Here is a 13,686-nt window from a genome sequence, read left to right on the forward strand (position 1 = left end):
CCGTGGTTTTAGGGGCAGCTTAGGGAAGTGGAAGGGTTTGCGCTAGGCGGAAGGCCCCTCATCCGCCCTTCGGGCACCTTCTCCCACGAGGGGAGAAGGGGTCGACTGAAAATTTGCGGCTTTATCCCCTTCTCCCCTCGTGGGAGAAGGTGGCGCGCAGCGCCGGATCAGGGGGCCTTAGTCCGATATCGGGGCAACGGGAACGGTGCGGGGCATGCGGTTCCAGGCGTCGAGGGCGGCGATCTTGTAGGCTTCGGCGAGGGTGGGGTAGTTGAAGGCGTTCTCGACGAAATAATCCAGCGTGCCGCCCAGGTTGAGCACGGCCTGGCCGATATGGATCAGTTCGGTCGCGCCTTCGCCCACGATGTGGGCGCCGAGCAGTTTGCGGGTATCGAGGGCAAAGATCAGTTTCATCATGCCCGATTGCAGCCCCATGATATGGCCGCGCGAGGTTTCGCGGAAGCGGGCGATGCCGTTTTCGTAAGCAATGCCCTGGGCACGCACTTCCTGTTCGGTCAGCCCGATGGTGGAAATCTCGGGGACGGCATAGATACCATAGGGAAAGAACTGCGGGGCGGGCGGCATGGCGGCGCCGCAGGCGTGCAGCGCGGCGATGCGGCCTTGCTCCATGGAGGTAGAGGCCAGCGAAGGAAAGCCGATGACGTCGCCGGCGGCATAGATATTGCGCACATTGGTCTGGAAGGTCACCGGATCGACCTTGAGGCGGCCGCGATCGACGGGGACGATGCCGCAGGTTTCCAGGCCGAGGCCGGCGGTGGCGCCGGTGCGACCGGCGGCATAGAGCAGCATGTCGGAGCGGATACGGCGGCCATCGGTCAGAACGGCAATGGCCCAGCCCTGTTCGTCGAGTTCGACATGATCGACCTTGGAGCCGAAGCGGATGGTCATGCCGCGCTTGCGCATCTCGTGGGTAAATTCCTCGACGATTTCACGATCGATGAAATCGAGGATGGAATCGCGGGGCTCGATGATGGTGACCGGCACGTCCAGCGCCGAAAAGATGGTGGCATATTCGATGCCGATGACGCCGGCACCGACCACGGTCAGGCTGCGGGGTACGCGCGGCTCGCTGACCAGGCTGTCGCTGTCGAGCACCGAGCGATCGTTGAAGGGCACATTGGCCGGCCGGTAGGGCGCGGTGCCCACGGCGATGACGGCGGCACGGAAACCAACGATGGTTTCGTCGCCCTCGGGCGCCGTGACGGCGATGCGACCGGTATCGAGAAAACGGGCCATGCCGCTTTGGGTGCGCACGCCATTGCGGGCAAACTGGTGCTCCAGCACTTCGATTTCATAGTCCAGCGTCATGCGCAGGCGGGCGCCGAGGTCCTTGCCCTCGATATCCTTCTTGACGCGATAGGCGAGGCCGTAAAAGCCGCGCTCGCGCCAGCCGGAGAGGTTGAGCACGGTTTCGCGCAAGGTCTTGGAGGGGATGGTACCGGTATGGACGGAGACGCCACCGAGGCGAAGCCGGTTTTCCACCACCAGTACGGACTTGCCCAGCTTGGCGGCCTGAATGGCGGCGCGACGGCCGGCCGGGCCGCTGCCGATGACGACGAGATCGTAAGTTTCCAATTGTATCCCCAAATCACGCCCGGGCAGGCGTTACAGCGCCAGTGTGACACTGGCGTTGCAGCGGAGGCAATGGCCAGGCGCGAGAGGCTGGGATGCGCGGGCAAGACCTTGCGATCGGCCGGAGTCCTGATCGCGATGTCAGAGACCAGCCAATCCTGGACCTGAGATCGGCGTGGCTTGGGCAACGAGTGCCGCACCATCGACAGGTGGGTGCACGATTGTTGATTTATGGTCGAGCGGCGGTATGTCGAGTGGTGTTCACCGCGTCAGCCCCACTCCTCCGAGCAAAGCTGCCGTCAACTCAGAAGATGCCGGGAACCAGGCGATACCGTACGCGCGCGGCGAAATCACGGTATTTGCTGTCGGCGGTCAACAGCTTTTCCTCGGCAATGATACGGCCAATCTGGGCGATGAAGCAGATGCCATAGGCCAAGGCGTTCCGGGCGCTCGGATTGGTCAGAAGAAAGCCGATATGGGTCATCAGGTAACCGGCATACATGGGATGGCGCACCAGCCGGTACGGGCCTCCAACCTTGACGCCGCGATTGGCTGCCACAGCCCCAAAGCTGCGCCGCAGGGTCAGCTTGGCCGCAAGTTGGACGACGAGGCCGACCAGCATCAGGATAGAGCAGAACGCGAGCAGCGCGGCACTCCCGTTGGCACCAGTCGGCTGCACCAGCAGGGGCGCAGCCGAGCCCACCAGCGCCAGCCCCCAATCGGCGGGATGAAACGACATATCGTTGGTAAACCGACGCAGGAGCACAAAGACCAGTGCCGCGCCTTCCGAAACCAGCAAGATCGTCGTGGTAATGGAGCCCCCGTTCAGCCAGGCCAGGACGAACGTCCACACCATATAGCCGAACAGCGCTGCCAGAACGATGCGCTCGCCGAAGTCGAGGACGTGCAGAAAATGCGGCGATTGACGGATAGCTGAAATCATGGCGGACGCTCCGGAGCAACAGTGCACGCCGAACCTAGCCCACGGACCTGAAGGAAGCCGTCAACGCAGGATCGAAATCGGTGGCGATGTTGAATGAAAGTTTAACGGCGGCTTCGATCGACAGTCGGCAATTGCGCGGCAGGTCGTCCTGGCTTGGCGAAAAACCGATAATTCCCGGAAAGTGGTCGAGCCGTCGCTCTTCGCTTCACCAGCCCGGCGCCGCTCCAGCGTCCGGCAGCTCATAAAACTTGCGGATCACGTCCCAGCCCTCTTCGGCGCTGTCGACAATGGTGAACAGGTCGGGATCGGTGGGAGCAATGGTCCCGGCTTCGGCGAGGGCCTGGAAATTGATGACCTTGCCCCAGAATTCGGCCCCGAACAGCAGCAGGGGCACGCGCTCCATGCGGCCGGTCTGGATCAGGGTCAGGGTTTCGAAGAACTCATCGAGCGTGCCGAAGCCGCCGGGGAATACGGCAACGGCGCGGGCGCGCAGCAGGAAATGGATCTTGCGGGTGGCGAAATAGTGGAAATTGAAGCTGAGGGCGGGCGTCACGTAGTGGTTGGGCGCCTGCTCGTGGGGCAGCACGATATTGAGACCGATCGAGGGGGCGCCGATATCGGCCGCGCCGCGATTGCCGGCCTCCATGACGCCGGGGCCGCCGCCGGTGACGACGACGAACTCCTTGAAATCGAGCGATCTTGAGGTCAGCGCGGCCAATTGGGCAAAGCGGCGCGCCTCGTCGTAATAGCGCGACGCGATTTCCAGATTGGCCTTTTGCGTTTCGTTGCGGGCGGCCCAGGCGGGCTTGCCCGGTTCGGGAATGCGGGCGCCGCCGAACAGCACCACGGTGGAGGTGATGGCCTGTTCGCGCAGGCGGCTTTCGGCTTTCATGTATTCGAGCTGGAAGCGGATACCCCGGGTTTCCTCGGCGGCCAGGAAATCATCATCGGCATAGGCCAAACGGAACGCGGGCGACTCGGTTTGGGGAGTCTGGGGAACGCGTTTGGCGACGGCCGCGTCCTGGCCGGCAGTGCGTAACGGGGTGGGCGGGGCTTTGGCCAAAACGGCTCTCCAATCGATGGCGTCGCGGGGCGCAGCCGAATTCACTGTTGATGGCGCAACCGCATGGCGCGCCGGATTGACAGGGGCAGTTGCCTCGTTATGGTCCCGCGCCAACAGCCCGCCACAAGGACAAGCCATGTCGCACAACGATCTTGCCAACACAATCGATGCGGCCTTCGAGGCACGTGCCGAGATCAATGCGGGCACGGGGGGCGCGGTACGCGAAGCGGTAGAGCAGGCGCTGGCGCTGCTGGACAGCGGGCAGGCGCGGGTAGCGGAAAAGATCGAGGGGCAATGGCAGGTCAATCAATGGCTCAAAAAAGCGGTATTGCTGAGCTTTCGCCTTAATGACAATCAGATGATCGACGGCGGTCCGGGCGGCTCGTCCTATTGGGACAAGGTGCCGACCAAGTTCGAGGGATGGGGCGAGAACCGGTTTCGCGATGCCGGCTTTCGCGTCGTGCCGGGCGCGGTGGTGCGTCGCTCCGCCCATATCGCCAAGGGCGTGATCCTGATGCCCAGCTTTGTCAATCTGGGCGCCCATGTGGGTGAAAACACCATGGTGGACACCTGGGTCACGGTGGGCTCCTGTGCGCAGATCGGCAAGAACGTGCATATTTCGGGTGGCGTCGGCATTGGCGGCGTGCTGGAGCCGCTGCAGGCCGGACCGGTGATCATCGAGGACAATTGCTTTATCGGGGCACGCTCGGAAGTGGTCGAGGGCGTGGTCGTGGGCGAAGGCTCGGTGATCTCGATGGGCGTGTTCATTGGCGCCTCGACCAAGATCGTCGACCGGGCGACCGGGGAAATCCATATCGGCAAGGTGCCGCCCTATTCGGTGGTCGTCTCCGGCAATTTGCCGGGCAAGCCGCTGCCGAACGGCGCGCCGGGGCCATCGCTTTATTGCGCGGTGATCGTCAAGACGGTGGACGCGCAAACACGCAGCAAGACCGGGATCAACGAGCTGTTGCGGGATTGAGAGTGTTACTGGAAACGAATGGATGGGACTGGTGACGGACCTTGCGGCTGGCGACCCTCTCCCCTTGCTCAAGGCGCTGATTGCGCGCCCCTCGGTGACGCCGGAGGCGGCGGGGGTGCTCGATGTGTTGGGGGCGGCGCTGGCCAGCATCGGGTTTACCGTGACGCGGCTGCGGTTCGAGGGGGACGGGTCCTATCCGGTGGATAATCTGTTCGCGGTGCGCCAGGGCGGCGGGCGGCGGTTGCTGTTTGCGGGGCATACCGACGTGGTGCCGCCGGGCAATCTCGAGCACTGGAGCGGCGATCCGTTCGTGCCGCGCGAGATCGACGGCAAGCTTTACGGGCGGGGCGCCGCCGATATGAAAAGCGGCGTGGCAGCGTTCGTCGCGGCAGCGGCGCAAGTGCCGACACAGGCGGGCACGATCATGGTGGCCATCACCAATGACGAGGAAGCGGACGCCATCAACGGCACAGAAAAGCTGATGGCCTGGGCCCGGGACCAAGGGCATAGCTTCGATTTCGCCATTGTGGGGGAGCCCAGTTCGGCAACTCGATTGGGCGACAGCATCAAGATCGGGCGGCGCGGATCGCTGAGCGGGACGGTGACGGTGGAGGGCGTGCAGGGGCATGTGGCCTATCCGGACAAGGCGCTCAATCCCCTGCCGGTGCTGGCCGCGATCGTGACGGCACTGAGCGCCGAGGCCATGGACGCGGGGACGGCGCATTTTCCGGCCAGCAACCTGGAAGTGACCTCGATCGATGTCGGCAACCGGACGAGCAATATCATTCCGGCGGCGGGAACGATCCGGTTCAACATTCGCTACAACGATCTGTGGACGCCGCAGACGCTGGGCGATTGGGTGCGCGGGCGGCTCGCCACGGTCGAGGCGGGCGGGGCCAGGGTGAATTTTCAAGTTGCCGGCGCGCCATCGCAATCGTTCCTGTCGCCGCTGGGTGATGGGGTCGATACGCTGGGGGACGCTATTTTTGCGGTCACCGGGCGGCGGCCAAGCCTATCGACGGGCGGCGGGACGTCGGACGCGCGGTTCATCGCGCACTATGGGCCGGTCGTGGAATGCGGGGTCGTCGGACCCTCGATGCACCAGGCTGACGAGCATGTGGCGATCGCCGACGTGACCAACCTCACAGCGATCTACGTGCAGTTCATGACCCGGTTCTTCGAGGGTGCGCAGTGAAGCTTTGGGCGGCATTGCAGCAGGCCTGGCTGGGCTGGGTCGATATCGTGCGGGGACGCGAGGGCTGGCAGACCCAGTTCGGGTTTTCGGTCGGGGCGCTGGCCAAGGCCCTGGTCATCTTCGTGCTGTTTGCATTCTTGGCGATCGTTGTCGCCTCCATCCAGACCGGCATGCCCTCCGTGCCGGGGCTATTGACCAACCTGGTGGTGCAGGGACTTGGCGTCCTGGCGCTCGTTATCAGCATCGTGGTGACGAAGCTGGCGGTAAAGTCGGCAATACCGGTGCTGGTCGTGCTGGTGCCGGGCGTTTATGGCCTCGTGTTCTACCTCGTGGTCGGCTCGATCCTGGCGGCGATCAGCATCGAGACGGTGGCGATCGCGCTGCTGGGACTGGTCTTTTTGTTGTATAGGCTGGGTCGGGCGGCAGGGAACTGGACGCTGGGCGTGTCGTTGGCATTTTCGGTTTTAACCGTCGTACTGCTTGTGGGGATGCCGCTGACGCTCTACATGCTGGGCACGCCCGCCGCCGCTTCCACCTGATCGAGTGCATGAGTGTCAGAGAACTCCTCGAGCTTTTTCGATGAACTGCGCGATGCCGCGCGTGGGTTCATCGCGCTGTTGCTGGGCAACCGGCAGGCCGCGACGCATTTCGATTTCAGCCAAAGGGGCCTTGCCGGCTCGTTCATCGCGTTTCTGCTCGCCAGCGCGCTGGGCGCCTGGGGCGGCCACCTGTTCGGGCTGCAAAGCCCGCCGGGCGCAGCGACGCAGGGCCTGATCGTGGGCGCCGTCCTGTTCCTCGTCCAGATGGGCGTCAGCTATCTGGTGCTGCGGCAAATGGGACGGCTGGACGGGTTCGTGCCGTTCCTGGTCGCGGACAATTGGGTGACATTGTTTACCTCCATCGCGGCCCTGCTGCTGTTGGGGTTGGGCGGGCCGAACGATATCATCATCATTGCCATCGGCATCGTGGTCATCGTCGTCGAAGTCAATATCGCCCGGTTGATCGTGACTCTCGCCCCTCTGCAGATCGCGATGTTCATTGGCGCGCAATTGGTGGCCACCGTGATCGGCATGGTGCTGCTGGGCGGAAGCCTTCCCGCTCCACCGCCGGCCTGATCAGTAATCCACCTTGACGAGATACAGCCCGGCCGATGGTGCCAGGGCGCCGCAGCGGCTGCGATCGGTGGCGTCGAGCGCGGCCCGGAGGTCAGCGGGACGCCATTTGCCCTCGCCCACCAGCTTGAGCGAGCCGACCAGCGAGCGCACCTGATGGTGCAGGAAGCTGCGGGCGCTGGCACTGACCAGGATATGATCGCCCTCGCGCCGCACATCGAGCCGGTCCAGCGACTTTACCGGGGACTTGGCCTGGCATTCGGCTGCGCGGAAGGTCGTGAAATCATGGGTGCCCAGGATGAGTTGGGCGGCCGCATGCATGGCGCCGGCGTCCAGGGGCATGGGCAGGTGCCAGACCCGGCTGCGCTCCAGGATGGCGGGGGCGCGGCGATTGAGGATGCGATATTGATAGTGGCGGGCGCGGGCGGAAAAGCGGGCCTCGAAACTAGCGGGTACGGCTTCGGCCTCGATAATGCCGATGGGGTGGGGGCGCAGATGAAAATTGAGCGCCTCGCGAATGCGGAACGGGTCCCACTCACGCGCAAGGTCGAAATGGGCAACCTGGCCGGTGGCGTGCACGCCGGTATCGGTGCGCCCGGCAGCCTGGGTGATAACGGCTTGCCCGGAAAACCCGAGGATCGCGGCTTCGAGCGCCGCCTGCACGGACGGGCTGTGGAGCTGGCGCTGCCAGCCGTGGAAGGGGGTGCCATCGTATTCGATGGTGAGGCGATAGCGGGGCATCAGAGCCGGACGCCGAAAGCCCGTTCCCGCTGTCGTGGGAGCGGCGCCGTGAGCGGTGGGAGCGGAGCGACCGAGAGGGCCTTCATGAGACGATTTTCGGCAAGGCCCCTGCCCCGCGCAGGAACGTCGGGGCGTCCATGGCGGATTTGCCTTCGCGCTGGATCTGGACCAGGCGCACGGCCCCGGTGGCGCAGGCGATGGTGAGATCGGGCAGGATGGTGCCGGGGGCGGCGGAGCCATTGGCGAGCGTGGAGCGAAGGGCCTTGACGCGCACCGGCTTGCCCGCCAGCTCGAGCTCGAACCAGGCGCCGGGAAACGGCGAAAGGCCGCGAATGTGGTTGTGGACCGCGATGGCCGGCTGGTTCCAATCGATGCGGGCCTCGGTTTTTTCCAGTTTCCTGGCGTAGGTGGCGCCGGTTTCGGGCTGGGGCGTGAAGTCGAGACTGCCCCGATCGAGCGCGGCCAAAGCACGCCCCATCAGGTCGGCGCCGATCCGCATCATGGCGTCGTGCAGTTCGCCCGCGGTCATATCTGGGGTGATGGGGATGACTTCGCCCAGGGCAACGGCACCGGTATCAAGGCCTTCGTCCATGCGCATGACCATGACACCGGTCTGGGCATCGCCGGCCATGATGGCGCGCTGGATAGGCGCGGCGCCGCGCCAGCGCGGCAACAGCGAGCCGTGCAGGTTGAGACATCCCAGGCGCGGCGCATCGAGAATCGGCTTGGGCAGCAACAGGCCATAGGCGACGACCACGGCCAGATCGGCAGCGTGGACCGCGAACACCGCCTGCTCGTCGCCGCCCTTGAGGGAGCGCGGGGTGAGAACGGGAATGCCCGCCGCCTCGGCGGCCTGGTGCACGGGGGATTTGCGTTCGGCCTGGCCCCGACCAGCCGGCTTGGGCGCGCGGGTATAGGCGGCCACGACCTCATGGCCGGACGCGATGATTTCGAGCAGGGTGGGGACCGAGAAATCGGGCGTACCCATGAAGACGATGCGCATCTATGTCGCTTTCTTGCCGTCTTCCGCCAAAGGAAGAGAGCGCCCTAGCCTACGGCGCGCTTGGCGGCCTTGTCGAACTTCTTGACGACGCGGTCGCGCTTCAGGCGCGAGAGGTAGTCGATGTAGAGCACGCCATCGAGGTGATCCAGTTCGTGCTGGACGCAGACGGCCAGGCGGTCCTTGGCCTCCAGCTCGATCGTCTGGCCGTCCAGATCGGTATAGCGAACGGTAATTTCGGAAGGACGCTCGACGTCGTAATACAGCTCGGGAATGGACAGGCAACCCTCCTCGGTGATGGTGGTCTCGTCCGAGAACTTGAGGATTTCGGGATTGATCAACACCATTGGCGCAGGCTTTTCGTCTTCCTTGGCCAGGTCCATGACGACGACGCGCTTCATGACGCCGATCTGGGGCGCGGCCAGGCCGATGCCGGGCGCATCGTACATGGTATCGAGCATGTCCTTGGCCAGTGCCCTGATGTCGTCGTCGACCGCGTCGATGGGATCGGCGACGGCGCGCAGGCGCGCATCGGGCAGAACGAGAATGGGGCGGATGGCCATGGCGGAACGTCCAACTGAGGTTAAGCCCCTCGATATGGTATTTTCCGGCGCGCGGTCAACTGCCCCAGGTGGAACGGGACCGGCGGAGCGCCGTTGGCGGGGTGGTCAGAGGAGATCATGATGGACGATATTCATCGCGGCGGCTGCCGTTGCGGCGCCGTGCGGTTCGAGGTGCGCGGGGCGCCGCTGACGGTCGGCCTTTGCCATTGCAGCGATTGTCGCCGCGAAACCGGGAGTACCTTTCTATATTACGGGGACTGGCCGGCGGAGCGCTTTTCCGTCACCGGGCATTACGGCACCTATGAGGGGCGCAGCTTTTGCCCGCTCTGCGGCGCGCCGGTCTTTCACCTCAACACGGCACGCGCCGAGATCGTGCTGGGGGCGCTCGACGATGTTCAGGCAGGTTTTGCGCCGACTCGTGAAGGCTGGGTCAAGCGACGCGAACCCTGGCTGGAGCCGGTAGGCAAGGCGGCGCAGTTCGAGCAAGACCCCGCGGACTAGAACATTTGACGAACAAACGAATCGCGTTAGGGTAGCGCGCATGGACATTGTGCTGTTTATCCTGGGCGATATCGCGATCACGCTGGGCCAGGCGATCATCGGCGGGCTGGGGCTCGCCGGATTGCTGCTGATGGCGGCGCTGATCGGCACGATGCGGGCCGGCGCGCGGCGCGCGGCGGCGGCCGCCCTGATTGCCACCGACCAGTTGCGCGCCAGTTTCATGACGCAGATCGCCGAGCGCGACGGCCGGATCGACCAGCTTCAGCACGCCGTGTACCAGGAGCGCGAACGCGGCTCGGATGCCTTGCAGGTGGAACGCGACAAGACGTCCGAATTGCTGGCGGAAGCCTCGGGGCTGCGCGCGCGGATGGCTGAGCAGACCCGGCAGTCTGAGGCAAACCTGGCCCGTTATGCGCAAGCGCGCCAGCAGATGACCGACGACTTCAAGCTCATTGCGGGTGACGTGCTCAAGAGCCATGGGGAGACATTTTCCAGGCAGAACCGCGAGCAGGTCGACGTCTTGCTCAAGCCGTTGCAGGACAAGATCGGCGAGTTCCATACCGGGCTGGTGCGGGACCGGGCGACCATGAACGAGCAGATCCGGGCGCTGGTGGCCAGCAATCTGCAGATCACCGCGGAAGCCAATAACCTGACCCGGGCGCTGAAGGGCAATGCGCAGACGCAGGGCGCCTGGGGCGAAATGATCCTCTCCACCATTTTGGAGCGGTCCGGGCTGCGGGAGGGCGAGCAGTTCATCACCCAAAAGAGTCATACCAGCGAAGATGGGGGCCGGGTGCGCACCGATGTCGAAGTGCTGATGCCCAATGACGACCGGCTGGTCATAGATTCCAAGGTTTCGCTGACGGCGTTCGAGGCGTTTTCGTCGTGCGAGGACGAGGGACGCGATGTGCATCTGGCGGCGCACCTGACATCGGTGCGCAGCCACATTCGCACGCTGAGCGAAAAGGCGTATCAGCGCCATGCACGCAGCAAATTCGACTATGTGATGATGTTCGTGCCCATCGAAGCGGCCCTGGCAACGGCAATTCACGCCGATGCGGGCCTGGTCGAGTTCGCCATGGGGCGTGGCGTGATGCTGACGACGCCGACAACATTGATGACGGTGCTGCGCACGGTGCGCAATGTCTGGGATATCGAAAAACGGCACCAGAATGCCGACGAAATCGCCGAACGGGCCGGCGCGCTTTATGACAAGGTAACAGGGTTTCTTGCCACCATGGACAAGGTGGGTGGTCATCTTGACAAGGCGCAGCAGAGCTATAGCGATGCCAAGGGACAGCTCGCGACCGGCAAGGGCAGCGTAGTGCGGCAAGTGGAAATGCTGCGCGAACTGGGTGCCAAGACCAATAAGCAATTGCCAACGGGTTGGGAGGACGGCACGGCTTCGCCACCGCAATTGCGGCTGGTCGGCGATGAGCCGGTCGATCTTGCGTAACGGACCGGCGGTTCAGTCGCGGCTGAGTTCGCTGGCGCTTTTGAGAATTTGATCGCCGTCCTGCTGCTCGATCAGATAGGCCGGCTCTTCCTTGCTGGCCTCGCGGACCACCTTGGTGCCCTGCAGAGTGCGGGTGACGCGGGCGTTAAAGCGCTCGACGATCTTGCCGTGGGCAGTGTTGGCTCCCCAGCTCCAGCTGACTTTGGAGCCTTTGCGCAGATTGGCCATCGACGTGCCTCCCTTGGTTGCAGCGACAATGAACGGGGCACACATCGGTTCCCGCAACAATCGGGCGAACCTCCATCGCGGTGGGGCGTTGTGGCGCCATGACTGCTTGCACACGATGGGAAACCCCGATGAGCCAGAGACATAATGACCGCAGCCTGCTGCCGCAGGACACCAGCTTTGACAATGCCGACCAGCCGGGCCTGGCGCAGCCATTCAGCCAGGCGGAAGTGGACGAGTTGCTGTATGGCACTGATCGCCGGGTCGAGGAACGCCTGGGACGCTTGCGGGAAATCCGCGATGAACTGGCGGGCCGCGAAAGCGCCGACTGGGGCGACGAGGACCCCGCAGCGCTGCTCGCCGAAGTGGACCGGGCGATCGAGGCATTGGGGACCGACGAGGCCAATGCCGACGATACCGACGACTATGCCGGTTTATCGCCCGCCCTCGTGCCGGAGGACGATCTGGAAAGCCTGTCGCCCGATGACGTGGACGCCCGGGCGGCAATCGAGGGCCCCGACGAAGATGACGACGATGCCGAGGAGCCCGGCATCCTGGATGAAAGCGAATGGGACGATGGCGACGATTTCCGTCCCGAACGCGGCGTGCATTAGGCGAGCTTTCACAATGGCGTGACGGTCATGGGCGCGTCGGCTGGCGCGCCCTATGGTTTGTCCGCACCAACGAGGAGACGGCAATGACCGAGCGCGATCCCACCGACAAGCCTGCGGTAACCCAGGACATGATTGCCCTGTTCGATGACTACACGCACCTGTCGCTGGACCGGCGCAAGTTCATGGACAACCTGGCCAAGATGGCCGGCTCGATGACTGCGGCGGTGACAGTCGCTGGATTGATGGCGTCCAATGCCCAGGCACAGGGACTGGTGCCCGAAACCGACGAGCGCCTCTTGATCGAGGACGTGACCTATCCGGGCGCCGACGGCGACATGAAGGGCTACCTGGTTACGCCCAAGACGAGCGGCCCATTTGGCACGGTCGTCGTTATTCACGAGAACCGCGGGCTCAACGCCCATATCAAGGATGTGGCCCGGCGCGTGGCGCTGGAGGGCTTCGTGGCGCTGGCGCCCGATTTCCTGTCGGACCAGGGCGGCACGCCGGCCAACGAGGACGACGCGCGGGCATTGTTTGGAACGCTGACGCCGGCGGACGTCACGGCGGACGGGGTGGCCAGCATGGCCTACCTCAAGACCCTGCCGTCGGCCAATGGCAAGGTCGCCGCCATGGGCTTTTGCTGGGGCGGCGGCACGGTCAATGCGCTTGCCGTCGCCGCGCCCGATCTGGCCGCCGGGGTAGCCTATTACGGCGCGCAGCCGCCGGCCGCAGACGTGCCCAAGATCAAGGCCAGGTTGCTGTTGCATTATGGTGGGCTCGACGAGCGGGTCAACGCCGGGATCCCGGCATTTGAAACGGCGCTCAAGGCAGCCGGTACGGATTATGAGCTTTTCGTTTATGAGGGCGCCAATCACGCGTTCAACAACGACACGAGCTCGGCGCGCTACGACAAGGCAGCCGCCGACCTGGCATGGTCGCGCACGGTGGCGCTGTTCAAGGAAACATTGGCTTGAGATGAGCTGATGGGCCGCCGAGGGCCCCATACCCGACCCTCCCATCGGAGGGGAGGGAGCAGGTCGGCTAAATCTGGGTGCGGGCCTTGAGGGCCTGGCTTAGCGTGCCCTCATCGAGATAGTCGAGTTCGCCACCGACGGGAACGCCGTGGGCCAGCCGGGTCACCTTGGGCGCGCCCGGCCCGAGGCGATCGGTAATATAATGCGCGGTGGTCTGGCCTTCGACCGTCGCGTTGACCGCCAGGACGATCTCGCGATATTGGGGCGCCCGCGCCAGAAGCGCTTCGATGGACAGATCGTCGGGGCCGACGCCATCGAGCGGCGACAGTACGCCGCCCAGCACGTGGTAACGCACCGCGCCGATGCCGGCGCGTTCGAGCGCCCACAGATCGGCGACGTCCTCGACCACGATCAGCATGCCGGTTTCCGCCCGGCGCGGATCGGCACAGATGGCGCAAGGGCTTTGGGTATCGACATTGCCGCAGATCTCGCAGGAGCGCACGGCGATGACGGCGCGGTCGAGAGCGGTCGAGAGCGGGATCATCAGCTGATCCTTCTTCTTGATCAGGTGCAGCACGGCGCGCCGGGCCGAACGCGGCCCCAGCCCAGGGAGGCGGGACAGCAACTGGATCAACTGCTCGATTTCTGGTCCGGCGAAGGCCATCTCTCTATTCTTTCTCCCTTCTCCCCCTGCGGGAGAAGGTGCCCGAAGGGCGGATGAGGGGTC

General features: G+C 64.5%; 16 protein-coding genes. 8 read left to right on the top strand and 8 right to left on the bottom strand.

Annotated features, from left to right (window positions below):
* Positions 1 to 177: 177 nt before the first annotated feature.
* The 3 genes from sthA to ACFE8X_RS03725 form a co-directional block, all read right to left on the bottom strand.
* Positions 178 to 1,596, bottom strand: coding sequence for a Si-specific NAD(P)(+) transhydrogenase (gene sthA, locus ACFE8X_RS03715; RefSeq protein WP_375450107.1), 1,419 nt, complete (start codon positions 1,594 to 1,596; stop codon positions 178 to 180).
* A gap of 301 nt (positions 1,597 to 1,897) precedes the next feature.
* Positions 1,898 to 2,536, bottom strand: coding sequence for a methyltransferase family protein (locus tag ACFE8X_RS03720; RefSeq protein ID WP_375450108.1), 639 nt, complete (start codon positions 2,534 to 2,536; stop codon positions 1,898 to 1,900).
* 205 nt (positions 2,537 to 2,741) lie between these two features.
* On the bottom strand, positions 2,742 to 3,599 hold the full coding sequence (locus tag ACFE8X_RS03725) for an LOG family protein (protein ID WP_375450109.1): 858 nt from the start codon (positions 3,597 to 3,599) through the stop codon (positions 2,742 to 2,744).
* 136 nt (positions 3,600 to 3,735) lie between these two features.
* On the opposite strand from ACFE8X_RS03725, the gene dapD reads away from it, so the two are divergent.
* The 4 genes from dapD to ACFE8X_RS03745 are packed head-to-tail and all read left to right on the top strand — an operon-like array spanning position 3,736 to position 6,888.
* Entirely contained in the window at positions 3,736 to 4,578 is an 843-nt protein-coding gene (gene dapD / locus ACFE8X_RS03730) for a 2,3,4,5-tetrahydropyridine-2,6-dicarboxylate N-succinyltransferase (protein WP_375450110.1), read from the top strand.
* Between the two features lie 22 nt (positions 4,579 to 4,600).
* Positions 4,601 to 5,773 carry a succinyl-diaminopimelate desuccinylase gene (gene dapE, locus ACFE8X_RS03735; RefSeq protein WP_375450111.1) on the top strand — a complete coding sequence of 391 codons (1,173 nt, stop codon included), beginning with the start codon at positions 4,601 to 4,603 and terminating at the stop codon, positions 5,771 to 5,773.
* Entirely contained in the window at positions 5,770 to 6,312 is a 543-nt protein-coding gene (locus ACFE8X_RS03740; protein WP_375450112.1) for a hypothetical protein, read from the top strand. The genes dapE and ACFE8X_RS03740 overlap by 4 nt, the downstream gene beginning before the upstream one ends.
* Positions 6,313 to 6,324: 12 nt before the next feature.
* Positions 6,325 to 6,888: a hypothetical protein gene (locus tag ACFE8X_RS03745; protein ID WP_375450113.1), complete on the top strand. Its 564-nt coding sequence runs from the start codon at positions 6,325 to 6,327 to the stop codon at positions 6,886 to 6,888.
* Here the strand turns inward: ACFE8X_RS03745 and truA are convergent, their stop codons facing one another.
* The 3 genes from truA to ACFE8X_RS03760 all read right to left on the bottom strand — a co-directional run bounded on the left by truA (position 6,889) and on the right by ACFE8X_RS03760 (position 9,189).
* The gene (gene truA, locus ACFE8X_RS03750; RefSeq protein ID WP_375450114.1) at positions 6,889 to 7,626 is read right to left on the bottom strand and encodes a tRNA pseudouridine(38-40) synthase TruA; all 738 of its coding nucleotides are present in this window, start codon (positions 7,624 to 7,626) and stop codon (positions 6,889 to 6,891) included.
* Between the two features lie 82 nt (positions 7,627 to 7,708).
* Entirely contained in the window at positions 7,709 to 8,629 is a 921-nt protein-coding gene (gene fmt, locus ACFE8X_RS03755) for a methionyl-tRNA formyltransferase (protein ID WP_375450115.1), read from the bottom strand.
* 44 nt (positions 8,630 to 8,673) lie between these two features.
* Positions 8,674 to 9,189, bottom strand: coding sequence for a peptide deformylase (locus ACFE8X_RS03760; protein WP_375450116.1), 516 nt, complete (start codon positions 9,187 to 9,189; stop codon positions 8,674 to 8,676).
* A gap of 117 nt (positions 9,190 to 9,306) precedes the next feature.
* Here ACFE8X_RS03760 and ACFE8X_RS03765 point away from each other — a divergent pair, with 117 nt between their 5' ends.
* Positions 9,307 to 9,690, top strand: a complete 384-nt coding sequence (locus ACFE8X_RS03765; RefSeq protein WP_375450117.1) for a GFA family protein — start codon at positions 9,307 to 9,309, stop codon at positions 9,688 to 9,690.
* A 40-nt stretch (positions 9,691 to 9,730) separates the two neighbouring features.
* A complete protein-coding gene (locus tag ACFE8X_RS03770) occupies positions 9,731 to 11,146 on the top strand; it encodes a DNA recombination protein RmuC (protein WP_375450118.1) in 1,416 nt (471 codons plus the stop codon).
* A 12-nt stretch (positions 11,147 to 11,158) separates the two neighbouring features.
* Here ACFE8X_RS03770 and ACFE8X_RS03775 read toward each other — a convergent pair whose 3' ends face one another.
* Positions 11,159 to 11,374 carry a DUF2945 domain-containing protein gene (locus ACFE8X_RS03775; protein WP_375450119.1) on the bottom strand — a complete coding sequence of 72 codons (216 nt, stop codon included), beginning with the start codon at positions 11,372 to 11,374 and terminating at the stop codon, positions 11,159 to 11,161.
* Positions 11,375 to 11,502: 128 nt separating this feature from the next.
* On the opposite strand from ACFE8X_RS03775, the gene ACFE8X_RS03780 reads away from it, so the two are divergent.
* A complete protein-coding gene (locus ACFE8X_RS03780) occupies positions 11,503 to 11,985 on the top strand; it encodes a hypothetical protein (RefSeq protein WP_375450120.1) in 483 nt (160 codons plus the stop codon).
* 83 nt (positions 11,986 to 12,068) lie between these two features.
* A complete protein-coding gene (locus tag ACFE8X_RS03785) occupies positions 12,069 to 12,959 on the top strand; it encodes a dienelactone hydrolase family protein (RefSeq protein ID WP_375450121.1) in 891 nt (296 codons plus the stop codon).
* Positions 12,960 to 13,026: 67 nt separating this feature from the next.
* On the opposite strand, the gene recR is transcribed toward ACFE8X_RS03785, so the two are convergent.
* On the bottom strand, positions 13,027 to 13,623 hold the full coding sequence (recR, locus tag ACFE8X_RS03790) for a recombination mediator RecR (protein ID WP_375450122.1): 597 nt from the start codon (positions 13,621 to 13,623) through the stop codon (positions 13,027 to 13,029).
* Positions 13,624 to 13,686: the final 63 nt, after the last annotated feature.

Source organism: uncultured Devosia sp. (genome assembly GCF_964244875.1).
Lineage (GTDB): Bacteria > Pseudomonadota > Alphaproteobacteria > Rhizobiales > Devosiaceae > Devosia.